Consider the following 23,828-nt stretch of genomic DNA (forward strand, 5'->3'; position numbering starts at 1 on the left):
CCGGACACCTATAGGCGCCGGAGCTAACCCGCCTCGCGCCGGGCCAGGGCCGCCGCCTCGCGGTCCGCGAGTTTGCGGAGCATGTCCCGGATACGGTCACGGGACTCGTCCGCCGCGTCGATCGCCTCCATGCACGACCAGTACGTCCCCTCGTCGTCCGCACAGCTGGCGACGCCGACCAGGGCTATCCCCACCTCGCCGAGGAGTCCGCCGAGGTACATCAGGGCCTGCCGGGCGTCGCCCAGCTCCGAGAGCTGGGCCGCGCGCAGTTCGCCGGGGCCGAGCTTCGGCTCGTCCAGCACTCCGCAGCCCCGGCCCGCCAGTTCGGTCAGGCCGAGCGCCTCGCCGCGCAGCTCGGGCGGTCCGAAGACCGCGAGTCTGCTGCCTATCGCCTGTGCCAGACACTGGGCCTGCCACACCTCCGCCAACGTCTCCGATATCCCGTCGCTCGCCGCCAGCGCCCGCCTGCTCGTCACGATGAGCCGCACCGCGTCCATGGGCCGCCCCGTCTGTCCGCCCGAACTCCGCTGTCCACTACCCAGAGTGAGGGTGAGTGAGACGAAAAGCCAGAGGAAGACGGAAATCTGCGGACAACGATTCGGATTCATCAAGGATTTCAGTTACGGAGTGTAGTAACGGAGTGATCGAATCCCCGAGTTGTCCGGACTCGTCCGTGATGCCGCCCCTGTCACTCACGGCACAGCGGATCACCCGGGTCCACGCGGCGCGCCCGGCTCAGGGCGCCGGGAACCGGTGCTCGTTGCGGTCGATCTTCGCGTCCAGCGCGGCCAGCGGATCGACGCCGAGCACCTCGCACAACTGGAGCAGATACGCCAGCACATCGGCGATCTCGTCGCGCACCCGGTGCGCGGTCCCCGGGTCGTCCATCACCCGCGCCGACTCCTCCGGGGTCAGCCACTGGAAGATCTCCACCAGCTCGGACGCCTCCACGCTCAGCGCGGCGACCAGATTCTTGGGGGTGTGGTACGGCTGCCAGGCGCGGGCCGCCGCGAACGCGGCGAGCCGACGCTGGAGGGCCGCCAGGTCGGGCGGGTCACCGGGGGCGGGCTGTCCGGGGTGTGCGGTCCGGCCGTCGTGTTCGTCGCTCACGGATCAAGGTGTACCACCGTCACTCCGGGCGCCCCGGTGGCCCAGGAGGCGTCACTGACCGCGGCCACGCATCGGAAGCGGCCGTCCCCGGCCGTCTCCACCGCCAGCCGCAGCAGCGCCGCCCGCTGCACCGGGTCCAGGGCCCGGTCCAGGCCGTCGGCCAGCACGGTCAGCGAGCGCAGCGCCGGGGGGACCTCGCCGGGCGGGTCGGCGGCGAGCACACCGGGGCCGGTGAGCAGGGCCAGGGCGAGGGCGACATAGCGCAGTTCGCCGTCGCCGAGCCGGGCGAAGTCGGTGCGCAGTCCGCCGCCCCGGTCGATCAGCGCGCGGACGGTGGCGGGGGCGCAGGGCTCGGCGTAGACGTCCGCGACCGGGCCCCGGCAGCCCGCGCGGACCACGTCGACCAGACGGGCGTGGCGGCGCGGGCACTCCTGACGGGTGCGCCACAGCACCCCGGCGAGGTTGTCGCAGCCGCCGAGCAGCCGGTCGGAGCCCACGGGCACCGGGTCGCGCATCCGGGCCGGGCGGGGGTCGAGCGGGAACACCGCGCGCAGGGCGAGCACCATCTGCTCGGCGGCGGCCAGCACATGGCGCTGCCCATCCGTCTTCCCGGCCACCCGCAGCGGCAGCAGCGCGGTGGCGAGCCGGTCGTCGGGGAGCGGGGCGCGGGTGAACCGGGCGGAGCCCGCGGTGTGCCAGGCGGCCTGGACGGTCCGGCGGCCGGGGTCGCGCAGGGCGGTCTCCAGCAGGACCCTTCCGGCCGCGGAGAGGCGTTCGCCGACGATCCGCAGGGCGGGTTCGGCCTGCACGGCGACATCCAGCCGGACGGGTCCGTCCGGGCCCGCGGCCGTACAGCCGATCCGGAAGCCGCGACGGCGCTCGGCGTCGGGGCGGGCGCGGTCCGGGACCCAGGCCGCGGGGTCGGGGAACACCTCCCCGAGGGCGGCGCCGCCCGCGAGTCCGGCCAGCGCCGCGCAGGCGGTCAGGGCGCTGGTCTTCCCGCTGCCGCTGGGGCCGGTGAGCAGGGTGACCGGGGTCAGCGGGACCGTGGCGCGGCGATGCGCGGCGAAGGCGGACAGGCGCAGTTCGGTGAGATGGGGGCGGGAGAGGGCGCGCGGGGGCGGCGGCGGGGGTGGTGCGTCGGTCCTGGCCATGGGGGTGAACGTAGGACCGTCATATTCCGCTGAAACGTTGCACCGGGCCGGTCTTCCTACGAACGGGCGACGACGGCCGCGGCGGGGGGCCGGGTCAGTGGCCCGGGGCGCCCATTCCGGCCATCAGACCCTGTACCTCGGTGCCGGGCGGGGTCAGCAGGAACACATTGCGGTCCACCCGGTGCATCCCGCTGGACAGGCCGAAGACCACGCCGGTGCTGAAGTCGAGGACCCGTTTGGCGACATCGGGCTCGGCCCCGCTCAGGTCGAGCAGCACCGGTATCCCGGCCATCAGCGTCTCGGCGACCTCGCGGGCGTCGGCGAAGACATTGACGCGCAGCACCACGAAGCGGCGGCGGGCCTCGGTCTCGGCGTCCGGCAGGGCCCGGTGGCCCACGGCGGACGGCCAGGCGTCCCGGCCGCGCAACGGCACGACCTGGGCCAGCCCCTCCCACTGTTCATCGGTGACGTCCCTGTGGTTCACCGGCTCCCCCGATCCGCCTCGTCGTACCCTGCCGTGCCGTGTCCGGCCCCGCCTTCATGCCCTGCACCAGCCATTCTTACGTCAAGTCACCCGTTCGGCCCAACTGCGACACGGTGTGCGACCGACTCGTACAAAGGTGTGACGCACTCCACATGATCCGGGCGGGAAATCCCGGGGGCGCGGTGACGCTTCGCGGGCGGCCGTCCGTATCTCCTTTCGTACAGAGGTACGTGAGGTACGAGCCGTTCGGGTCAGGAGTCCACATGCCCATCTCCCGCACCAAGGTGGGAAGTCTCTTCGTCTTCGGCGCGATGGGGCTCACCCTGACCGCGCTCGCCTACCCGGCGATGCTGGGGGTGGAGACCACCACGGAGGACCAGAGCCGGATCATCGCCAACACCCAGTGGGGGCCGCTCACCGAGGCGGACCGGGACTTCGTGGTGAAGGTACGGGCGGCCGGGCTGTGGGAGTACCCGCTCGGCGAGCTGGCCATGGAGCGGGGGACGTCGGCGGAGATGAAGGAGGCGGGCAAGCATCTGATCGTGGGCCACGCCGGGCTGGACGAGCTGTGCCGCAAGATCGCGCCCCAGCTGAACATCAGCCTGCCGAACCAGGCGAGCCCCCAGCAGCAGCAGTTCGTGGCGACGGTCGCCGCCGAGCAGGGCAACTCCTTCGACTCCACGGCCGTGCAGATCATGCGGGTCACCCATGGGCAGATCTTCCCGGTGGTCGCCAAGACCCGCGCCAACACCCGCAACACCCTGGTCCGGCAGCTGGCCGACCTCGCCAACGACACCGTCCTCGACCACATCACCGTGTTGGAGAAGACCGGGCTGGTCAATCACGACCAGGTCAACTTCCAGCAGACCACCCCGCCCAAACTCCCCAAGGACCAGCTGACCCCGCCGCCCCCGCAGCCCGGCGCCCCCGTGCTCGTCCTCACCCCCCGCCCCGACCTGGGCGTCAACACGGCCAACCCGACGCCGAGCCCTTCGGCGGCGACGGGGGGCTGACCCTGACGGGGCGGGCGGGCTCCTGAGCTTTGGGGGTTCAGGGCTTCAGGGCTTCAGGTGGGAGGCGGCGTACTGGTGCGCCCGGACGGGTCCGGGCGCCGGGCCCGTCACCCGAACGGCCGCGTGACGGCCACCGACCGCGTCCACCTGCCCGGACGGCTCCCCCAGAACACCATCGCCGCTACCGCTCGGGGGTACGGCCGTACGACCCGTAAGACCTCAGGGCGCCCGGCGGGCTGGGAGAGCCGGGGGACCAGGAACGGTCCGCCCCGCGTGGCCCCTCGCCTCCGCCCGGCGGAGGTGAGGGAGACGTACGGCTGCCGCCCGCGCGCGCCCGGCGCCCTCGCCCCCGCGACGCTGCCGCACCCGTCCCGCCCCCTGAGAAGCCCTCATCTCCGCGCGGGGAACTCCTCTCGTCCCCGCCCCCGGAGCACCCCTCACGCCCACTCCCGGAGCGCCCTTCACGCCCACCGCCGGGGCGCCCTCACTCCACCCCCGAAACACCCTCACCCGCACCGCCGCGGTACTCCGCTCCCCCACCCCCAAAGGGACCCCCCGCCCCCTAGAGCGGCTCGTCACACCCCCTAGGAGAAGAAGGTCACAGTCGCGTCCACTGATGGTCGGTCATCGATCTGGCCTAGCATCCGAGCCATGACGGTCCTGCCTGACGACGGGCTCTCCCTGGCCGCCGAGTTCCCGGAAGCGACCCATGAGCAGTGGCAGCGCCTCGTGGCGGGTGTCCTGCGCAAGTCGGGCAAGGAAGTCTCGGGAGCCGAGGCGGAGGACGCCCTGTCCACGCCGCTGGAGGACGGGCTCCGCACTCGTCCCCTCTACACCGCGCACGACAGCGCGCCCGACCCCGGGCTGCCCGGCTTCGCCCCGTTCGTACGGGGCGGTACGGCCGCCGGGGGCACGGCGGGCGGCTGGGACGTACGGCAGCGGCACACCGTGGCGGACAACGCGGCCGTCCTCGCCGATCTGGAGCACGGGGTCACCTCGCTGTGGCTGGAGGTCGGGCGGCCCGGCGGCATCGCGGTCGACGCGCTCGACGCGGTGCTGGAGGGGGTGTATCTCGACCTGGCACCGATCGTGCTGGACGCCGGGACCGAGGTCGCGCCCGCCGCGCGGGAGCTGCTGCGGGTCGCCGCCGCGCGCCGGGTCCTGCCGCACGCCCTGCGCGGCACGCTCGGCGCCGATCCGCTCGGGTACGAGGCCCGCACCGGAGCCCCGTACGAGGGCGCGCCGGTGGCCGATCTGCTGCTGCTCACCTCGGGCAACGGGCTGCGCGCGGCGACCGTGGACGCGCTGCCGTACCACGAGGCCGGGGGGTCGGCGGCGCAGGAGCTGGGCGCCTCGCTGGCCACCGGGGTGGCGTATCTGCGGGAGCTGACGGACGCCGGGCTCGGTGTCGCCGAGGCGGCCGGGGAGCTGGAGTTCCGGTACGCGGCGACCGCCGACCAGTTCCTGACCATCGCCAAGCTGCGCGCCGCGCGCCGGCTGTGGGCGCGGGTGACCGAGGTGTGCGGGGCGCCGAGCCCGCAGCGCCAGCACGTGGTGACGTCGTCGGTGATGACCGCGCCCCGCGACCCGTGGGTGAACATGCTGCGGGCCACCGTCGCCACGCTGGCCGCCGGGGTGGGCGGCGCGGACGCGGTGAGCGTGCTGCCGTTCGACCACGCGCTGGGCCGTCCGGACGCGTTCGCCCGGCGGATCGCCCGCAACACCTCCGTGATCCTGATCGAGGAGTCGCATCTCGCCCGGGTCATCGACCCGGCGGGCGGGTCGTCCTACGTGGAGCGGCTGACGGACGATCTCGCGCGGGCCGGGTGGGCGTTCTTCCAGGAGATCGAGCGGGCCGGGGGGCAGCGCGCCGCGCTGCGCTCGGGGCTGCTGCGGGACCGGCTCGCCGAGACCTGGGCGGCGCGCAAGGCGCGGCTCGCCACCCGGCGTGAGCCGGTCACCGGGGTGAGCGAGTTCCCGTTCCTCGCGGAGAAGCCGGTGGAGCGCGAGCCCGCGCCCGAGCCGCCGTCGGGCGGGCTGCCCCGGGTGCGGCGGGACGAGGACTTCGAGGCGCTGCGGGCCCGCTCGGACGCCCACCTCGCCGCGACCGGCGCCCGGCCCCGGGTGTTCCTGGCCGCGCTGGGCCCGGCCGCCGCGCACACCGCGCGCCTCACCTTCGCCGCCAACCTCTTCCAGGCGGGCGGCATCGAACCGGTCACCGAGGGCTCGTTCGCGGACAGCGGGGCGGGCGAGGCGTGTCTGTGCTCCAGCGACGCGCTGTACGAGGAGCGGGCCCAGGCGGTGGCGGGCGAGCTGCGGGCCGCCGGAGCCACCCATGTGTTCCTCGCCGGGCGGCCGGGGACGTACCCGGGGGTGGACGGCTATGTGTTCGCCGGGTGCGACGCCGTCGCCGTGCTGTCCGCCGCCCTCGACCGTATGGGAGTGTCCTGATGTCGTCGTCCGTCCCCGACTTCGCCGGGATCGAGCTGGGCACGCCCACCGTGGAGGGCGGCCCCGACGAGTGGCGTACGGCGGTGAAGAAGGCCGCCGACGGTGACGATCTGCTCTGGGAGACCCCGGAGGGCATCACCGTCGAGCCGCTGTACACCGGGCGGGACCTGGAGGGTCTGGACTTCCTGGACACGTACCCGGGTGTGGCCCCGTATCTGCGCGGGCCCTACCCGACGATGTATGTGAACCAGCCCTGGACGATCCGGCAGTACGCCGGGTTCTCCACCGCCGAGGAGTCCAACGCCTTCTACCGGCGGAATCTGGCGGCCGGTCAGAAGGGTCTGTCGGTCGCCTTCGACCTGCCGACGCACCGGGGCTACGACAGCGACCATCCCCGGGTGACCGGCGATGTCGGCATGGCGGGCGTGGCGATCGACTCGATCTACGACATGCGCCAGCTGTTCGACGGCATCCCGCTGGACCGGATGACCGTGTCGATGACCATGAACGGGGCCGTGCTGCCGGTCCTGGCGCTGTACATCGTGGCGGCCGAGGAGCAGGGGGTGGCGCCGGAGAAGCTGGCGGGGACCATCCAGAACGACATCCTCAAGGAGTTCATGGTCCGCAACACGTACATCTATCCGCCGAAGCCGTCGATGCGGATCATCTCCGACATCTTCGCGTTCACCTCGCAGCGGATGCCCCGCTACAACTCGATCTCCATCTCCGGGTACCACATCCAGGAGGCGGGGGCGACGGCCGATCTGGAGCTGGCGTACACCCTGGCGGACGGGGTGGAGTACATCCGGGCTGGCCGGGAGGCGGGGCTGGACGTGGACGCGTTCGCGCCCCGGCTGTCGTTCTTCTGGGCGATCGGCATGAACTTCTTCATGGAGGTCGCCAAGCTGCGGGCGGCGCGGCTGCTGTGGGCGAAGCTGGTGAAGCAGTTCGACCCGCAGAACGCCAAGTCGCTGTCGCTGCGCACCCATTCGCAGACCTCGGGCTGGTCGCTGACCGCGCAGGACGTCTTCAACAACGTGACCCGTACCTGTGTGGAGGCGATGGCCGCGACCCAGGGGCACACCCAGTCGCTGCACACCAACGCCCTGGACGAGGCGCTCGCGCTGCCCACCGACTTCTCCGCGCGGATCGCCCGCAACACCCAGCTCCTCATCCAGCAGGAGTCGGGCACGACCCGGGTCATCGACCCGTGGGGCGGCAGCGCGTATGTGGAGAAGCTGACGTACGACCTCGCCCGGCGGGCCTGGCAGCACATCCAGGAGGTCGAGGCGGCGGGCGGCATGGCGCAGGCCATCGACGCGGGCATCCCCAAGCTGCGGGTGGAGGAGGCGGCGGCCCGCACGCAGGCCCGGATCGACTCCGGGCGGCAGCCGGTGATCGGGGTCAACAAGTACCGGGTGGACAGCGACGAGCAGATCGAGGTGCTGAAGGTCGACAACTCCTCGGTGCGCGCCCAGCAGATCGACAAGCTGCGGCGGCTGCGCGAGGAGCGGGACGAATCCGTCTGCCGGGCCGCGCTGGACGCGCTGACCCGGGCGGCCGGGGGCGAGGGCAATCTGCTGGAGCTGGCGGTGGACGCGGCCCGCGCCAAGGCCACCGTCGGGGAGATCTCCGACGCGCTGGAGAAGGTCTACGGGCGGCACGCGAGCCAGATCCGTACGATCTCCGGGGTGTACCGCAACGAAGCCGGGGAGTCGCCGTCCGTCGGGCGCACCCGGGCGCTGGTGGACTCCTTCGAGGAGGCCGAGGGCCGGCGTCCGCGCATCCTGGTCGCCAAGATGGGGCAGGACGGCCACGACCGGGGGCAGAAGGTGATCGCGACCGCCTTCGCCGACCTCGGTTTCGATGTCGACGTCGGTCCGCTGTTCCAGACGCCGGGCGAGGTGGCCCGGCAGGCGGTGGAGGCGGATGTGCACATCGTGGGCGTCTCGTCGCTGGCCGCCGGTCATCTCACCCTCGTACCGGCGCTGCGGGACGAGCTGGCGGCGGAGGGCCGGGAGGACATCATGATCGTGGTCGGTGGGGTGATCCCGCCGCAGGATGTGCCGACGCTGCTGGAGATGGGCGCGGCGGCGGTGTTCCCGCCGGGCACGGTGATCCCGGACGCGGCGTACGACCTGGTGCGGCGGCTGGCGGCCGACCTCGGCCATGAGCTGTGACCGCCCATGGCGCGCATGATCGACGTTGATACGTATGTGAAGGGCGTGCTGGACGGGAAGCGCGCCCTGGTCGCCCGTGCGATCACGCTCGTGGAGTCGGCCCGGCCGCAGCACCGGGTGCTGGCGCAGCGGCTGCTGACGGAGCTGCTGCCGCACAGCGGACGGGCCCGGCGGATCGGGGTCAGCGGGGTCCCGGGGGTCGGCAAGTCCACCTTCATCGACGCGTTCGGGACGATGCTGACGGCGGCCGGGCACCGGGTCGCGGTGCTCGCCGTGGACCCGTCCTCCAGCCGTACCGGCGGTTCGATCCTCGGGGACAAGACCCGGATGGAGCGGCTGGCGGTGGACCCGGCGGCGTTCGTCCGCCCCTCCCCCACCGCGGGGACGCTCGGCGGGGTCGCCAAGGCCACCCGGGAGTCGATCGTGGTGATGGAGGCGGCCGGGTACGACGTGGTGCTGGTGGAGACGGTGGGCGTCGGGCAGTCGGAGACGGCGGTCGCCAACATGGTCGACTCGTTTCTGCTGCTCACCCTCGCCCGGACCGGCGATCAGCTCCAGGGCATCAAGAAGGGCGTCCTGGAGCTGGCCGATGTGATCGCGGTGAACAAGGCCGACGGCCCGCACGAGCGGGACGCGCGGGCGGCGGCCCGTGAACTGGCGGGCGCGCTGCGGCTGATGCACGGCAAGGACGCGTTCTGGACTCCGCCGGTGCTGAGTTGCAGCGCCCGGGAGGGGATGGGCCTGGACGTGGTGTGGGACCGGCTGGAGCAGCACCGGACGCTGCTGGACACGGACGGACGGCTCACCGCGAAACGCCGTGACCAGCAGGTGGACTGGACATGGAGCATGGTCCGGGACGAGTTGCTGGGACGGCTGCGGTCCGATCCGGCGGTACGGGAGCTGACTCCCGGGCTGGAACGGGCCGTCCGGGAGGGGGAGTTGACGGCGACGCTGGCGGCGGAGCGGATTCTGGGGGTGTTCGGGGGCGGGGAGGCGCGGTGAGGTGGGCTGAGGTGGGAGGGGGCGCGATAGCGGCCCTGACCGGCCGGGGCCGCCCCGCTCGACCCGCCCTGTCGCCTCCGCCCCCGCTCAACCCCCCGTCGCCTCCGCCGCCGCTCAACCCCCCGTCGCCTCCGCCCCCGCTCAACCCCCCGTCGCCTCCGCCGCCGCGCGGCCCGCCGCTCGGCCGCTGAACAGGCAGCCGCCGAGGAACGTGCCCTCCAGGGAGCGGTAGCCGTGGACCCCGCCGCCGCCGAAGCCGGCCACCTCGCCCGCCGCGTACAGCCCGGGGACCGGACGGCCGCCCGCGTCCAGGACCCGGCTCGCCAGGTCGGTCTGGAGGCCGCCCAGGGTCTTGCGGGTGAGGATGTTGAGGCGGACGGCGATCAGGGGCCCGGCGGAGGGGTCCAGGATGCGGTGGAGGGACGCGGTGCGGCTGAGGGAGTCGCCGGGGTAGGCGAGGGCGTTGCGGATGCCCATGACCTGGACGTCCTTGGTGTAGGGGTTGTCGATCTCGCGGTCACGGGCCTCGATCTGGCGGCGCAGGGCGTCCAGGGCGATGAGGTTCTGGCCGGTCAGCCGGTTCATCCCGGCGACGAGCTGCGGAAGGGTCTCGGCGACGACGAAGTCCTCCCCCCGGTCCTTGAAGCGCTCGATCGGTTCGGGGGTCTGCCAGATCCGGGAGAGCAGCTTGAGGAGGTCCTTCTCGGTGAGGTCGGGGTTCTGTTCGGAGCCGGAGAGGGCGAACTCCTTGGCGATGATCTTCTGGGTGGTGACGAACCAGGAGTAGTCGTAGCCGGTGGCGGTGATCGACCGGAGAGTGTGCAGGGTGTCGTATCCGGGGAGGTCGGGGGTGCCGAAGCGGCGGCCGGTGGCGTCGAACCACATCGACGACGGTCCCGGCAGGATGCGGATGCCGTGGCCGGGCCAGATGGGGTCGTAGTTCCGCAGGCCCTCGGTGTAGTGCCACATGCGGTCGGGGTTGACGATCCGGCCGCCCGCGCGTTCGGTGATCGCCAGCATCCGGCCGTCCACATGGGCGGGGACACCGGTGATCATCGTCTTGGGCGGGGCGCCGAGGCGGGCGGGCCAGTTGCGGCGGACCAGGTCGTGGTCGGCGCCGATGCCGCCGGAGGTGACGACGACCACGGGGGCGGTGAACGCGAACTCGCCGACCACCGTGCGGGAGCTGGGCCTGCCGCGGGCCGCGCCGCTGGGCTCCAGGACCGCCCCGCGCACCCCGGTGACGGCTCCGCCGCTGACCACGAGTCCGTCCACCCGGTGGCGGAAGCGGAAGCCGACCCGTCCGCGCTCGGCGGCGGCCCGCACCTGCTTCTCGAACGGTTCGACCACGGCGGGCCCGGTGCCCCAGGTGACATGGAAGCGCGGTACGGAGTTGCCGTGGCCGTCGGCGAGTCCGCCGCCGCGCTCGGCCCAGCCGACGACCGGGAACCAGCGCACGCCCAGCCCGTGCAGCCAGTCGCGTTTCTCCCCGGCGGCGAAGTCGACGTACGCCTCGGCCCAGCGGCGGGCCCAGTGGTCGGCGCCCGTCGGGTCGTCCACACCGCGGTCGAAGCCGGCCGTGCCGAGCCAGTCCTGCCAGGCCAGTTCGGGTGAGTCCTTGATGCCCATGAGCCGCTGTTCGGCCGAGTCCACGAGGAAGAGCCCGCCGAACGACCAGAACGCCTGACCGCCGAGGTTGGTCTCCGGCTCCTGGTCGAGCAGCAGCACCCGGCGTCCGGCGGCGGCGAGTTCGGCGGTGGCGACCAGTCCGGCGAGTCCGGCGCCGACCACGATCGCGTCGGCGTCGGCGGACCCGGCGGCGGACGCGCCGGGCGCCACGGCCTGGGACAGCGCGGCTGTGGCCAGCACTCCCCCGGCGACGGTGAGGGCGCGGCGGCGGCTGACGCCTTCGGCGGAGGGGGCGGCGGGGTGGGGGGTGAGGTGCTCCATGGGGAGGTGGCCTTCCGTGCGGGCGGGGGTGCAGGAAAGGAGCGGGGAGAAAAGGGCGCACCGGGGCCGGAGGGCGTGAAGTGCCGCTCCGAGCAGGGTGTTACCGAAGGTAGCCCAGGGGGTGGGGCGGCGAACAGAGTCGTGCGGCCTTCAACCGTCCGGGCGCCCGCCGCGGACCCGGCGTCCCGTGGTGAACATCTCCGTACGGGGGCGCCAAGGGCTGGGACGGGGGCTTGATCTGGGGTTATCTGCAATTAATATGCAACAGCACCAGCAGGGCATTAAGGGTGGGAGACCCATGGCGAAGCGAGCCAGGCGACGGATACGGACGGCCGCGGTCGCGGGCGCGATGATCGGGGGCGTGAGCGCCTGTTCGGCGCCCGGCGGCGGCGCGGACGACGGGGGCGGGGCCGCCGACTCCGTGGTCGTCGGGGTGGCCTCCGAGCCGGAGACGCTCAGCCCGCTGCTGGGCTACGGCAAGGACGGCAACTCCAAGATCTTCGACGGGCTGCTCGCCCGGAACGCCGACCTCAGTCTGCGCCCGGCGCTGGCGAAGGCGCTGCCCGAGATCACCGGGGACGGGCTGACGTACACCTACTCCCTGCGCGAGGGCGTGCAGTTCAGCGACGGGGAGCCGCTGACCGCCGAGGACGTGGTGTTCACGTACGACACCGTCCTCGACGCGAAGACCAACAACACCGCGCGCAGCGAGCTGGACGCCATCGAGGACGTGCGGGCGGAGGGGGACGGGACGGTCGTGTTCTCCCTGAAGTACCCGTACGCCGGTTTCGCCGCGCGGACCGTGCTGCCGATCGTGCCCGAGCACATCGCCGGGACGCAGGACCCCAACACCGGGGAGTTCAACACGAAGCCGGTGGGGGCCGGGCCGTATGTGCTGTCGTCCTGGAGCAAGGGCGAGAAGCTCACCTTCAAGGCGAACCCGAACTACTGGAACGGGGAGCCGGAGGTGAAGACGGTCACCATGGCGATCATCGAGGACGACGACGTGCGCGCCACCCGGCTGCGCTCCGGCGACCTCGACGGGGCGGTGCTGCCGCCCAACCTCGCCGCCACCTTCGAGGGCGAGGAAGGGAAGAAGACGTACGAGGCGAAGACGTACGACTTCCGGGCCGTCACGCTGCCGCAGTCCGGGAAGGTCACCGGGGACACCGCGATCCGGCGGGCGCTGGATCTCGCCGTGGACCGGCTGGCGATGGTCGAGGGCATCCTCGACGGGGCCGGGACCCCGGCGTACGGGCCGCTGCCCGTCGGGGACACCTGGTTCGCCGACGGCGTCGAGCGCGAGCGGGATCTCGCCGGGGCCGGACGGATCCTGGACGCCGCCGGGTGGAAGGCGGGCGAGGGCGGCATCCGTGCCAAGGGCGGTCAGCGCGCCTCGTTCACGCTCCTCTACCCGTCCGGCGACAAGGTGCGCCAGGACCACGCCCTCGCCTACGCCTCCGACGCCAAGAAGGCCGGGATCGAGGTGAAGGTGGAGTCCGCCACCTGGGAGGTCATCGAGCCCCGGATGAAGGACGACGCCGTGCTCGCCGGGTTCGGCAGCGTCGGCGACCCCGACTTCGGGCTCTACACCCTGCTGCACTCCTCGCTCGCCGGGGACGGCTTCAACAACATGGGCCGCTACGCGAACCCGGCCGTGGACGAGGCGCTCGACGAGGGGCGGCGCAGCGCCGACCGGGCGGCCCGCGAGAGCGCGTACGACACCGTGCAGCGGGAGCTGGTGGAGAACCCCGGATACACCTTCCTCACCCACATCAACCATCTGTACGTCCTCGCCGACCGCTGGGACGGGCTGACCACCCAGATCGAGCCGCATGAGCACGGCTTCGCCAGCGGGCCGTGGTGGAACCTGGAGAGCTGGAAGCCCGCCGCGTGATCCTCCGCACGGACCGGCTCCCCTGGGCCGACATGGGGCGGCTCGCGGCCCGGCGGCTGGTGTTCGCCGCGCCGGTGCTGCTGGTGGTCACCTTCGGGGTGTTCGCGGTGGCCGCCGCCTCCCCGTTCGACCCGGTCAAGGCGTACGCCGGGACCGCCGCGCTCGGCGCCGACGCGGAGACCCTCGCCCGGCTGCGCGAGAACCTGGGCGTGGACCAGCCGTTCACCGCCCGCTGGTGGAACTGGCTCACCTCGGCGCTCGGCGGCGACCTCGGCTACTCCAGCGTGCTGCGCCAGCCGGTCACCGAGGTCGTCGGGGAACGGCTGGTGTGGTCGGCGCTGCTGTGCGCGCTGGCCTTCGCCCTCGCCGTGCTCACCGGCACGGTCCTCGGGGTCCTCGCCGCCCGCCGCCCCGGCTCCTGGCTGGACCGGGCGGTCAGCTCGCTGGCGTACACCCTGGAGGCGGCCCCCGTGTTCTGGGTGGCCCTGCTGGCGGTGTGGCTGTTCGCGCTCCAGCTCGATGTGCTCCCGGCCGGCGGACTGACCGACACGGCCAGCGAGCGGGTCACGGCGGGGCAGGTGGCCCGCCATGTCCTGCTGCCCGCCGGGGTCCTCGCCGTGTCCCAGCTGCCCTGGTTCACGCTGTACGTCCGGCAGGGCGTCGCCGACGCGCTCGCCGAGGACCCCGTGCGCGGGGCGCGGGCCCGGGGGCTGAGCGAGCGGACCGTGCTGCTCGGCCACGCGCTGCGCTCCGGGCTGCTGCCGGTGCTCACCCTGATCGGGTCCCGGGTGCCCGAACTCATCACCGGGGCGCTGCTGGTGGAGACCGTGTTCAGCTGGCCAGGGATCGCGGCGGCCACCGTGGAGGCGGCCACCGCCGTGGACTTCCCGCTGCTCGCCGCGCTGACCACGCTGGCCACCGCCGCCGTACTGCTCGGCAATCTGCTCGCGGACCTGCTGTACGGCCTGTTCGATCCGAGGGTGAGATTCCGTGACATGTGACCCGCCCGCGCAGGCGGCGACGGTACAGGAGAAGCGGTGGCGGTCCCATGGGGCCGAGCGCCGCTCCACCCGTGCGGTACGGGTCCGGGTGTCGGCGGTGCTGGTGGCCGTGACCGTGCTGGCCGTGCTGCTCGTACCGCCGCTGGTCCGGCTCGACCAGCAGGCCGTGGACCTGGCCCTGAAGCTGCGCCCGCCGAGCTGGGCGCACCCGTTCGGCACCGACGACGTGGGCCGGGACCTGCTGCTGCGCTGTGTGTACGGGCTGCGGGTGTCGCTGCTGGTGGGGCTCGCGGCGGCGCTCACCGCGACGGTGATCGGCACCGCCGTCGGGGCGACCGCCGGGGCGCTCGGCGGCTGGGTGGACCGGCTCGTCATGCGGGTCGTCGACGCCCTGTCCTCCGTACCGCATCTGCTGATGGGCATCTTCATCGTGGCGATGTTCCGGCCGGGGGTGTGGCCGGTGGTGGTGTCGGTCGCGCTCACCCACTGGCTGTCCACCGCCCGGATCGTGCGCGCCGAGGTGCTGTCGCTGCGCGCCCGGCCGTATATCGACGCGGCGGTGTCCGGGGGCGCCTCGCGGTGGCGGGTGACGGTCCGCCATCTGCTTCCGGCGGTGCTGCCGCAGGCCGGGCTCGCGGCCGTGCTGATGGTGCCGCACGCCATGTGGCACGAGTCGGCGCTGTCCTTCCTGGGTCTCGGCCTGCCCACCCACACCGCGAGCCTCGGCACCCTCGTGCAGGGCGCCCGCAGCTCGCTGCTGGCCGGTGACTGGTGGCCGACCCTGTTCCCCGGGCTGTTCCTCATCGTCCCGACCCTCGCCATCGCGGGCCTCGCCGGGGCCTGGCGGGAACGGATCAATCCGCGCCGCCGATCGGAGCTGATGCTGTGAACGAGCGCGAGGCACCGGTTCTTTCGGTGCGCGGGCTGTCCGTGCGGTTCCTGCTGCCGGGCGGCGCCCGGGTCGCGGCGGTCACCGACGCGTCCTTCGACGTGGCCGCCGGGGAGTGCCTGGCGCTGATCGGCGAGAGCGGCTGCGGCAAGTCCGTGCTGGCCTCCGCGCTGCTCGGACTGCTCCCCGGCAACGCCCAGACGGCGGGCACGGCCCACCTCGGCGACCTGGACCTGCTCACCGCCGGGGAACGAACCCTGGCCGGTACGGTGCGCGGCAGACGCGTCGGGCTGATCCCGCAGAGCCCGGCCGCGCATCTGACGCCGGTACGCCGGGTCCGGTCCCAGCTCGCGGAGACGGTCGCCGCGCTGACCGGCGTACGCGGCCGGAGCGCCGTACGGGACGCCGCCGAACGGGCCGCCGAGCGGGCCGCGTTCCCCGCCGGGCACCTGGACCGGTATCCGCACGAACTCTCCGGCGGGCTCGCCCAGCGGGCCGCGACCGCGCTCGCCCTGGTCGGCGACGCGCGCCTGCTGCTCGCCGACGAACCCACCACCGGCCTGGACCGCGACCTCGTCGACCACACCGTCGACGCACTGCGCCGCCATGTCGACGGAGACGGCGGCGGCGGACGGGCGCTGCTCGTCATCACCCACGATCTGCGGGCCGCCGAGCGGATCGCCGACCGGGTGGCGGTGATGTACGCGGGCCGGATCGTGGAACTCGCCGACGCCAAGGCGTTCTTCGGGACGCCCGGCCCCCGCCACCCCTACAGCCGGGGACTGCTCCAGGCGCTGCCCGACCGCGGGTTCACCCCGATCCCCGGGCTGCCGCCCGAGCTGACCGACCTCCCGCCCGGCTGCGCCTTCGCCCCGCGCTGCCCCCGGGCCACCGCCGCCTGCGCGGCCCCGCCCCCGGCCGCCGATGGCACGGCCTGCCACCATCCGCACGTCCCGGAGGGCCTGAGTGCTTGAGCTGCGCGCCATCACCGCCGGATACGGCCGCCGGACCCCGGTCGTGCGGGACGCCTCGCTGACCGTCCCGCCCGGCCGCGCGATCGGTCTCCTTGGCCCCAGCGGCTGCGGCAAGTCGACGCTGGCCAGGGTCGCGGCCCTGCTGCACCGCCCCGACGCGGGCACGGTCGTCCTGGACGGCGACCCGGTCCACGGCTGGCGGCACCGGGCGCCGCGCGCCCAGCGCACCGCGATCGGCGTCGTCTTCCAGCAGCCCCGGCTCTCCGCCGACCCCCGGCTGCGGCTCACCGACCTGATCGCCGAGCCGCTGCGGGCCAACGGACGCCGTGAGGAGATCACCGACCGGCTCGCCGAACTGACCCCGGCGGTCGGCCTCACCCCCGACCTGCTGGGCCGCCGCCCGCACGAGGTCAGCGACGGCCAGCTCCAGCGGGCCTGTCTCGCCCGCGCGCTGGTGCTCCGGCCCCGCTGGCTGATCTGCGACGAGATGACCGCGATGCTGGACGCCTCCACCACGGCGGCACTGGTCACCGCGGTGGAGCGGTACCGCACCGAGACGGGCGCGGGGCTGCTGGCCGTGGGGCACGACCAGGTGCTGCTGGAGCGGTGGTGCGACACGGTGCTGGAGTGGGGGGACGTGGCGGACGTGTCGGACGGGTCGGACGGGTCGGCGGCGAAGCCGGGGCGGGGCTGAGCCCGGCCGCGTGTGCCGTGAGGTGTCTCAGTCGCCCAGCAGTCGGGCGGTCAGCGCCCGGAAGACACCGGAGAGCAGCCCGCCGAGGGCGTGACCGGCCAGCGTCAGGAACGGGGTGCGGGTCCGTCGTTCGGCCGGGGCGGTGGCGGCGGTGGTGGTGGCGGTGGAAGGCGTGGAGGTCATGGCTGCTCCCGTGTGATGGACGCGGGCCCGGTGCGGGGTGCGCCGGGCGGTGCGGTCATCAGGCCGTCTCCGGGGGGTTTCCGGCGATGTTCCGGGGTCCTTACCGGCCCTGCGGCGAGGGTCCTAGCCTGGTCCGACACACGACCCGCGCGGGTTTTCCGGCGGGGTCGGGATTCCGGTGCGGGCGAGGGGGGCGTGGGCCGATGGAGCCGCGGGCGGACCGGTTCTGGGCCGAGTTACGGGCGCTGTACGAGGCGGCGGGCCGACCGACGCTGAGCAGCCTCGTCGCGCTGGGCGCACGGCAGCGCCCGCCGCTCACCGTGGCGGACTCCTCCCTGCACGAGTGGCTGCACGGCCGTACCGTCCCCGGCCCCCGCCACACCGCCTTCGTCCTGGTCCTGGTGGCCCATCTCCAGACCAGGGCACGGGGGTACGAGGAGCGGCCGGAAGGCTGGTGGCGGCGGCTGCTCACCGACGCCCGCCACGAACGCGACCGGGCGCGCGGCGGACGGCCCGGCGGACGGGACCAGGAGCGGAGACCGCCCACCGCCCAGGGCCCGGTGACGCTGCCGCCCGAGCCCACCGGCTTCACCGGACGGGCGGAGGCCGTGGAGCGGGTCATGGGCTGGCTGGCGCCCACCGGGGAGCCGTCCGGCGTCGCCGCCGTGTCGGTGGTGGCGGGGATGGGCGGGGTCGGCAAGACCGCGCTGGCCCTGCACACCGCCCACCGGGCGCACACGGCCGGATGGTTCCCCGGCGGTGTCCTCTTCGCCGATCTGCACGGCCACAGCCTGGGCGCGCCCGTCGAACCGGGGGCCGTGGCGGACCAGTTCCTGCGCGCGCTCGGCGTCAAGGGCGGTGAACTGCCCCGAACCGTCGAGGAGAAGCTGGACCTGTGGCGGATGCGCCTGGACGGCCTCGCCCGGCAGGGCAGGCCCCTCCTGATCGTCCTCGACAACGCCCGGGGCGCCGCACAGACCGCGCCCCTCCTGCCCGGCCCGCCCCATCACGCGCTCCTCACCTCCCGCCAGGCGCTGTCCGGGCTGTCCGCCCAGCACCTCAGCCTGGACCCGCTGGACGCGGACGGGGCGCTCGGCCTCCTCGACCGGGCGCTGCGCGCGGGCGGGACCGGGGACGACCGGGTCGCCGACGTGCCCGAGGACGCGGCACGACTGGTCGCGCTCTGCGGGCATCTCCCGCTCGCCCTGCGGATCATCGCCGCCCTGCTGCGGGACGAGCCGGACCGCTCCCTGGCCGACCAGGCGGCCGACCTCGCCGACGCCCGGACCCGGCTCGACGCCCTGGACTACGCCGACACCGACGACCACGGCCACCCGCTCGCCGTCCGCGCCACCTTCGACCTCTCCTACCGCCGTCTCAGCCCGGCACAGGCCCGCGTCTTCCGGCTGCTGTCGGCGGCGCCGGGCCCCGACCTGTCCACGCGGGCCGCCGCCGCGCTCCTCGGCGCCCCGAACGCCCGGCCCCTGCTCGCCGCCCTCGCACGGGCCCACCTCCTGCGGCGCACGGCGGACGAACGGTGGTCCCTGCACGATCTGCTCCAGCTCTACGCGCTGGAGAAGGGCGAGGAGCGGGCGGAGGAGGACCGCCGGGAGGAGGCCGTCGTCCGGCTGACGGAGTTCTATGTCGGCACCGTCGAGGCGGCGTGCGGCCAGTTGGTCACGGACATCGCACCCGGGGCGGGCCGATTCACCGGCGTCGTCGACGCGACTGCCTGGCTGGAGGCGGAGCGCGCCAATCTGGTCGCGCTCACGGAGTCACCGTCGGACACGGCCAGGGCGGCGAGTGTCCCGCTCACCGTCTCGCTCGCCGGGTTCCTGGAACGCCGCCGATACCTGGCCGACTGGATCACCCTGGCCAGCCACGCCTGCACGGTCCTGGAGACGGCTCCGCCCTCGGTCGTGCGGGTCCGGGTGCTCAACAGCCTGGGCCAGGCTCTCGGCGAGGCCCGCCGCTTCGACCAGGGAGCCGACACACACCGTGCGGCGCTGGCCCAGTCCGAGGTCACCGGGGACTGGCGCGCCACCGCGGAGTCCCGTGCCTGTCTCGCCGCCGCCCTGTTGCCGATGCGGAGGTTGGAGGAGTGCGTCGCCGCCGGAACACCGGCCGCGGAGGCGTACCGCGAGCGGGACGACGGTCTCGGCGAGGCGAGCATCCTCATGACTCTGGGTCTCGCGCTGACCGGGCTGGGGCGGATCTCCGAGGCGGTGGAAGCCCATGTGAGGGCGTGTCGGCTCTTCTCCGCGTCCGGCAGCCGGCGTCGACAGGCCACGGCGCTGAACGCTCTCGGGAACACGCTCCAGCTGACAGGGCAGTTCGAACCTGCCATCGCGGCGCACATGCAGTCCGCCGCCCTCTACAGTCACTGCGCCGATCCGTACCGCGAGGCCATGGCGCTGTTCAACCTGGCCGCCGCACTGCGGGAGTTCGGCGTGTACGAGGTGGCTGTCGACGTACTGACCTCCGTGCTGGGCCTCGTACGCGAGCACGGCGGCCCCTCCGACGAGGCGTTGGCTCTGGACCACCTGGGTATCGCCCTGACGGCGGCGGGGCGGCCCGATGAGGGCGTGGAGGCGCATGACCGGGCCCTCGCGGTCCTCCAGGAGACCGGGGATCTGCGCGGCGAATCCGCGTGCCTCAGCAATCTCGGGCTCGCCCTCGTGGAGCTGGGCCGCCACGAAGAGGCCGCCGCGCTGCACGCCCAGGCGGTCGACGTCGCCCGCGCGGTGGGACATCTGGACCGTGAGGGCATCGCCCTGAGCAATCTCGGCACCTCGCTGCGGCTCCTGGGGAGGATCGACGAGGCGCTGGACGCGCACCACGCGGCCCTGGCCGTGTTCCGCGCGGCCGGTGAACACCGCCGCGAGATCGGGACGCTCTTCGACATCTCCCGCGCCCATGAAGCGGCGGGACGCCTCGAAGAGGCGGTGGACGCCCTTGCCGAGGGCCTGCCCCTCACGGAACGTGAGCCCGCCGAGGACGCCCTGCTGCGCTGCCAGATCGGGGAACTCCTGTGGCGCCTCGGGCGGTTCGAGGAGGCGGTGGCCTCCGGGCTGACCGGGGCCGCCCTGTTCCGCCGGGCCGGGGCGGAGCGGGACGCGCGGACGGCGGGGACCCGGTGGACCGCGTTGCGCAACGGACTCCGGCGCCGCCAAGCGGACGGCGGTGCCTCACCGTACACACCGTGAGCGGGACGCGTCCGGCGGCAGCACCAGGGGGACGCCGGACCGCGCCCGTACACTGCGAGAGCGGACGATCGTGTGGCCGATACTGCGCGCACGGTGTGACGGTGTCGAGGCGAGGGAGCACGTGTGACCGGCCAGCGGTCCATCGGTGAGGCGGAGAAGCTCGCGGCCCAGAAGCTCGGCGGGATCGAGCTGCGCCGGGAGCAGATGATCGCGGTGGCCAACATCCACCGGGCCGCGGCGGCGGTCCGCCAGCATCTGGAGAACTCGGTACTGCGTGGCTCGGACCTGACCTGGACCGGGTTCGTGGTGCTGTGGGTGGTGTGGGTGTGGGGCGAGTCCGAGACCCGGCGGGTGGCGGAGGAGGCCGGGATCTCCAAGGGGACGCTCACCGGGGTCGCCCGGACCCTGGAGTCACGGGGGCTGCTGCGCCGGGCGGGGCATCCCAGCGACGGGCGGCTGGTGCTGCTGTCGCTGACCGGGGAGGGCGAGGAGTTCATGCGGCGGGTGTTCCCGGCGTTCAACGCCGAGGAGGCGTTCGTCACCGCCCGGCTGAGCGACGACGAGTGCGTGGGGCTGGCCGACGCGCTGCGCCGGGTGGTGCTCCAGGTGGAGGAGTCCGGTGAGGAGCGGCGCCGGGAACTGCTGGGCGGGGCGAGCCCGACGCCCCGGCGCAGTGGGCGGCGGGCCCGGAAGTAGGCGGGACCAGAAGTCGGCGGGACTAGGGGTGGGCGGGCCCGGAAGTAGGTCCCGTCCCTCAGGAGGTGCGCGCCGCCGCGGTGGTCAGGGCGTCGAACAGGGCCTGTTGTGCCGGGTCCGCGGCGGCCGTGTCCTCCGGGTGCCACTGGACGGCCAGGAACCAGCCCGCCGCGCCCGGGAGTTCCGCCGCCTCGATCGTGCCGTCCGCCGCGCGGGCGGTGACCGTCAGACCCGTGCCCAGGCGGTCGATCCGCTGGTGGTGGTAGCAGGAGACGTCCGCCTTGTCCGGGCCCATGAGGGCGGCGAGGGCCGAGCCGGGGGCCGGGGCGACGAGGTGGCGCAGGTGGCGGTGGGCGCGGTCGGGGCCGCCCATGTCCTGGTGGAGGGTGCCGCCGAGGGCGGTGTTGACGACCTGGAGGCCGCGGCAGACCGCCAGCAGGGGGACGCCGGTGGTGAGTGCCCGGCGGGCCAGTTCCAGGTCGAAGGCGTCCTGTTCGTCGTCCACGTCGTAGACGCTCGGGTCGGTGGCGGTGGCGCCGTAGCGGTGCGGGGCCAGGTCGCCGCCGCCGGGCAGCAGCAGTCCGTCGAAGCGGGCGAGACGGGCGGCGACCTCGGCGGGGTCGGCGGTGCCGCCGGGGGCGTGCGGGTGGAGGGTGACGGGCTCGCCGCCCGCCCGCCACACCGCCTCCGTCAGGGCGCGGGCGGTGACCTCTGCGGTGTAGCGCAGGGCGGAGGTGGAGGCGGCGAAGCGGGCGGGGACGGCTATCAGGGGGCGGTGCGGCGGGCGATCCCCCCGGGTGGCGGTCACAGCTGGATCCAGGTCGTCTTCAGCTCCGTGTACTTCTCCAGCGCGTGGGCGGACTTGTCACGGCCGTTGCCGGACTGCTTCATCCCGCCGAAGGGGACGGTGAGGTCGCCCTCCTCGTAGCAGTTGACCCAGACCGTTCCGGCCCGCAGGGCGCGGGAGACGCGGTGGGCGGTGGAGAGGTCGGCGGTCCACAGCCCGGCGGCGAGGCCGTACTCGGTGGCGTTGGCGAGCCGTACCGCCTCGTCGAGGTCGTCGAAGGTGAGGACGGACAGGACCGGGCCGAAGATCTCCTCGCGGGCCAGCCGCATGGCGGGGGTGACGGCGTCGAAGACGGTGGGCTCCAGGTAGCTGCCGCCGGTGGCGATGAGGGTGCGGGAGCCGCCGGTCAGCAGGCGGGCGCCCTCGGCGTGGCCGGTGGCGATGTGGTCCTGGACGCGGGCGAGGTGGGCCTCGCCGACCAGCGCGCCCATCTCGGTGGCCGGGTCGAGCGGATCCCCGACGCGCAGGGCGCGGGCCCGTCGTACCACCGCCTCGGTGATCCGGTCGGCGATCGAGGTGTGCACCAGAAGCCGGGAGGGGGCGGTGCACATCTCGCCCTGGTTGAAGAAGATGCCCCAGGCGGCGGTGGCGGCGGCCCGGTCCAGGTCAGGGGCGTCGGGCAGCACGATGTTCGGGGACTTGCCGCCCAGTTCCAGCCAGACCCGTTTGAGGTTGGAGTCGGCGGCGTAGCGCAGGAAGTGGCGGCCGACGGCGGTGGAGCCGGTGAAGGCGAGGACGTCGACGCCGGGGTGCAGGCCGAGCGCGCGGCCCGCGACCGGGCCGGTGCCGTTGACCACGTTGAGCACGCCCGGCGGCAGTCCGGCCTCGCGGGCGAGCCGGGCCAGCAGCAGCGCGGACAGCGGGGAGTTCTCGGACGGTTTGAGGACGGCCGTGCAGCCCGCGGCGAGCGCGGGCGCGATCTTCCAGCCCGCCAGGGTCAGCGGGAAGTTCCACGGGACGACCGCGCCGACCACCCCGGCGGGTTCCCGGGTGACCAGGGCGAGGGCGTCGGGGGCGGTGTGCGGGGACTCGTCGGTGAGTTTGTCGCTGAGCTGGCCGTACCAGCGGACGGTGCCGATCAGCGCGCGGAGTTCGATGTCATGGGCGTCGGTGATCGGCTTGCCGGTCTCCAGGGTGACGGCGAGGGCGAGTTCGGTGCGGTGGGTCTCGATCAGGTCGGCGAGGCGGAGCAGGACCCGGCCGCGTTCGGCGGGGGCCAGGCGGGGCCAGGGGCCGTGGTCGAAGGCGCGGCGGGCGGCGGTGACGGCGGCGTCGATCTCGGCGGGGCCGCCGTCGGCGACCTCGGTGAGGGTGCGGCCGTCGCGGGGCGAGAGCACCGGGACGGCGGCTCCGGGGCCGGGTTCGTCGGTGCCGTCGATGTGATGGGCGGTGGGGGGAGTGAAGGTCTTCGCGCGCTGGAGCCAGTCGTCATGGGTGGGGGCGGTCATGTGGTCCTCCGGGTGCGGATGGTGGCGGGGGCGGGGGGCGGTCCCGGGCGGCCAGCGCCGCCAGCAGCTCCCGGAGTTCCGCGAGCGCCTCCTGGGTCACCTCGCGCTCGCCGAACACCAACTGGTGCAGGACGAGCCCCTCCAGCGCGGCGAACACCAGCCGGTGGCGGCCCCGGCTCACCGGCTGGGGCAGCATCCGGGTCAGTTCGCGCCGGGTGGCCTCGAAGTACTCCTCGTACAGCGCGCGCAGAAGCGGCAGGAGTGCGGGGCGGCGGCGGGCCTCCAGAAGCAGTTCGTACTGGAAGAGCTGGAGGTCGGGGTCGTTGTCGACATGGTCGGGGAGCCGGGCGGCGAAGTCGGCGGGGCGGCCGGTGCCGAAGTCCAGGGCGCTGCTGTCCAGGGAGGTGCGGACGGCGTGGGTGACGGCCTCCGCGATCAGCGCGTCCCGGGAGCCGAAGTGGTGGACGACGAGTCCATGGGTGACCCCGGCCTCCTCGGCGACCGCCCGGTAGGTGAGTCCGCGCAGTCCACCGCGGGCCACCACCCGGACGGCGGCGTCCAGCAGGGCGGTGCGGCCGGTCCCGTACGGGCCGGGGCGTCTGCGGGGGCGGCCGGCCGGACCGGTGGGCCCGGCCGCGTCGGTCGTACG

General features: G+C 74.0%; 19 protein-coding genes and 1 pseudogene. 11 read left to right on the plus strand and 9 right to left on the minus strand.

Annotated features, from left to right (window positions below):
• Window positions 1-23: 23 nt before the first annotated feature.
• The 4 genes from AB0D49_RS01400 to AB0D49_RS01415 all read right to left on the minus strand — a co-directional run bounded on the left by AB0D49_RS01400 (window position 24) and on the right by AB0D49_RS01415 (window position 2,748).
• Window positions 24-497 (minus strand): DUF6099 family protein, encoded by a 474-nt coding sequence (locus AB0D49_RS01400; RefSeq protein ID WP_362748810.1) that lies wholly within the window; start codon window positions 495-497, stop codon window positions 24-26.
• A gap of 238 nt (window positions 498-735) precedes the next feature.
• Entirely contained in the window at window positions 736-1,044 is a 309-nt protein-coding gene (locus tag AB0D49_RS01405) for a nucleotide pyrophosphohydrolase (RefSeq protein WP_362749311.1), read from the minus strand.
• A 62-nt stretch (window positions 1,045-1,106) separates the two neighbouring features.
• Window positions 1,107-2,264 (minus strand): ATP-binding protein, encoded by a 1,158-nt coding sequence (locus tag AB0D49_RS01410; RefSeq protein ID WP_362748813.1) that lies wholly within the window; start codon window positions 2,262-2,264, stop codon window positions 1,107-1,109.
• A gap of 94 nt (window positions 2,265-2,358) precedes the next feature.
• On the minus strand, window positions 2,359-2,748 hold the full coding sequence (locus AB0D49_RS01415; protein ID WP_362748816.1) for a cell division protein SepF: 390 nt from the start codon (window positions 2,746-2,748) through the stop codon (window positions 2,359-2,361).
• A 263-nt stretch (window positions 2,749-3,011) separates the two neighbouring features.
• On the opposite strand from AB0D49_RS01415, the gene AB0D49_RS01420 reads away from it, so the two are divergent.
• The 4 genes from AB0D49_RS01420 to meaB all read left to right on the plus strand — a co-directional run bounded on the left by AB0D49_RS01420 (window position 3,012) and on the right by meaB (window position 9,394).
• Window positions 3,012-3,761, plus strand: a complete 750-nt coding sequence (locus AB0D49_RS01420; RefSeq protein WP_362748818.1) for a DUF4142 domain-containing protein — start codon at window positions 3,012-3,014, stop codon at window positions 3,759-3,761.
• A gap of 651 nt (window positions 3,762-4,412) precedes the next feature.
• The gene (locus AB0D49_RS01425; protein WP_362748821.1) at window positions 4,413-6,212 is read left to right on the plus strand and encodes a methylmalonyl-CoA mutase family protein; all 1,800 of its coding nucleotides are present in this window, start codon (window positions 4,413-4,415) and stop codon (window positions 6,210-6,212) included.
• Entirely contained in the window at window positions 6,212-8,392 is a 2,181-nt protein-coding gene (gene scpA / locus AB0D49_RS01430) for a methylmalonyl-CoA mutase (protein ID WP_362748825.1), read from the plus strand. The genes AB0D49_RS01425 and scpA overlap by 1 nt, the downstream gene beginning before the upstream one ends.
• 15 nt (window positions 8,393-8,407) lie before the next feature.
• Complete coding sequence (gene meaB, locus AB0D49_RS01435; RefSeq protein WP_362748828.1) at window positions 8,408-9,394, plus strand: methylmalonyl Co-A mutase-associated GTPase MeaB; 987 nt, start codon at window positions 8,408-8,410, stop codon at window positions 9,392-9,394.
• 141 nt (window positions 9,395-9,535) lie between these two features.
• On the opposite strand, the gene AB0D49_RS01440 is transcribed toward meaB, so the two are convergent.
• Entirely contained in the window at window positions 9,536-11,344 is a 1,809-nt protein-coding gene (locus AB0D49_RS01440) for an FAD-binding dehydrogenase (protein WP_362748831.1), read from the minus strand.
• A gap of 349 nt (window positions 11,345-11,693) precedes the next feature.
• Here AB0D49_RS01440 and AB0D49_RS01445 point away from each other — a divergent pair, with 349 nt between their 5' ends.
• The 5 genes from AB0D49_RS01445 to AB0D49_RS01465 are packed head-to-tail and all read left to right on the plus strand — an operon-like array spanning window position 11,694 to window position 16,799.
• Window positions 11,694-13,241: an ABC transporter substrate-binding protein gene (locus AB0D49_RS01445; RefSeq protein ID WP_362749314.1), complete on the plus strand. Its 1,548-nt coding sequence runs from the start codon at window positions 11,694-11,696 to the stop codon at window positions 13,239-13,241.
• 32 nt (window positions 13,242-13,273) lie between these two features.
• The gene (locus tag AB0D49_RS01450; RefSeq protein WP_362749317.1) at window positions 13,274-14,242 is read left to right on the plus strand and encodes an ABC transporter permease; all 969 of its coding nucleotides are present in this window, start codon (window positions 13,274-13,276) and stop codon (window positions 14,240-14,242) included.
• On the plus strand, window positions 14,232-15,131 hold the full coding sequence (locus AB0D49_RS01455; protein WP_362748834.1) for an ABC transporter permease: 900 nt from the start codon (window positions 14,232-14,234) through the stop codon (window positions 15,129-15,131). The genes AB0D49_RS01450 and AB0D49_RS01455 overlap by 11 nt, the downstream gene beginning before the upstream one ends.
• On the plus strand, window positions 15,128-16,105 hold the full coding sequence (locus tag AB0D49_RS01460; RefSeq protein ID WP_362748837.1) for an ABC transporter ATP-binding protein: 978 nt from the start codon (window positions 15,128-15,130) through the stop codon (window positions 16,103-16,105). The genes AB0D49_RS01455 and AB0D49_RS01460 overlap by 4 nt, the downstream gene beginning before the upstream one ends.
• Entirely contained in the window at window positions 16,098-16,799 is a 702-nt protein-coding gene (locus AB0D49_RS01465) for an ATP-binding cassette domain-containing protein (protein ID WP_362748840.1), read from the plus strand. The genes AB0D49_RS01460 and AB0D49_RS01465 overlap by 8 nt, the downstream gene beginning before the upstream one ends.
• 27 nt (window positions 16,800-16,826) lie before the next feature.
• Here the strand turns inward: AB0D49_RS01465 and AB0D49_RS01470 are convergent, their stop codons facing one another.
• Window positions 16,827-16,982, minus strand: a complete 156-nt coding sequence (locus AB0D49_RS01470; protein WP_362748843.1) for a hypothetical protein — start codon at window positions 16,980-16,982, stop codon at window positions 16,827-16,829.
• Window positions 16,983-17,185: 203 nt separating this feature from the next.
• Between AB0D49_RS01470 and AB0D49_RS01475 the strand changes: the two genes are divergently transcribed.
• Both AB0D49_RS01475 and AB0D49_RS01480 read left to right on the plus strand, forming a co-directional pair.
• A complete protein-coding gene (locus tag AB0D49_RS01475) occupies window positions 17,186-20,188 on the plus strand; it encodes a tetratricopeptide repeat protein (protein ID WP_362748846.1) in 3,003 nt (1,000 codons plus the stop codon).
• Window positions 20,189-20,311: 123 nt separating this feature from the next.
• Entirely contained in the window at window positions 20,312-20,884 is a 573-nt protein-coding gene (locus AB0D49_RS01480; RefSeq protein ID WP_362748849.1) for a MarR family transcriptional regulator, read from the plus strand.
• A 58-nt stretch (window positions 20,885-20,942) separates the two neighbouring features.
• Here AB0D49_RS01480 and AB0D49_RS01485 read toward each other — a convergent pair whose 3' ends face one another.
• The 3 genes and pseudogenes from AB0D49_RS01485 to AB0D49_RS01495 all read right to left on the minus strand — a co-directional run.
• Window positions 20,943-21,692: a gamma-glutamyl-gamma-aminobutyrate hydrolase family protein gene (locus AB0D49_RS01485; RefSeq protein ID WP_362748852.1), complete on the minus strand. Its 750-nt coding sequence runs from the start codon at window positions 21,690-21,692 to the stop codon at window positions 20,943-20,945.
• Window positions 21,689-23,179, minus strand: coding sequence for an aldehyde dehydrogenase (locus tag AB0D49_RS01490; RefSeq protein WP_362748855.1), 1,491 nt, complete (start codon window positions 23,177-23,179; stop codon window positions 21,689-21,691). The genes AB0D49_RS01485 and AB0D49_RS01490 overlap by 4 nt, the downstream gene beginning before the upstream one ends.
• Window positions 23,160-23,789: pseudogene (locus tag AB0D49_RS01495) on the minus strand (TetR family transcriptional regulator); the annotation flags it as partial. The pseudogene AB0D49_RS01495 and the gene AB0D49_RS01490, both read right to left, overlap by 20 nt.
• Window positions 23,790-23,828 lie beyond the last annotated feature (39 nt).

It is taken from the genome of Streptomyces sp. NPDC048290, from assembly GCF_040652095.1.
In the GTDB taxonomy this organism is placed as follows: domain Bacteria; phylum Actinomycetota; class Actinomycetes; order Streptomycetales; family Streptomycetaceae; genus Streptomyces.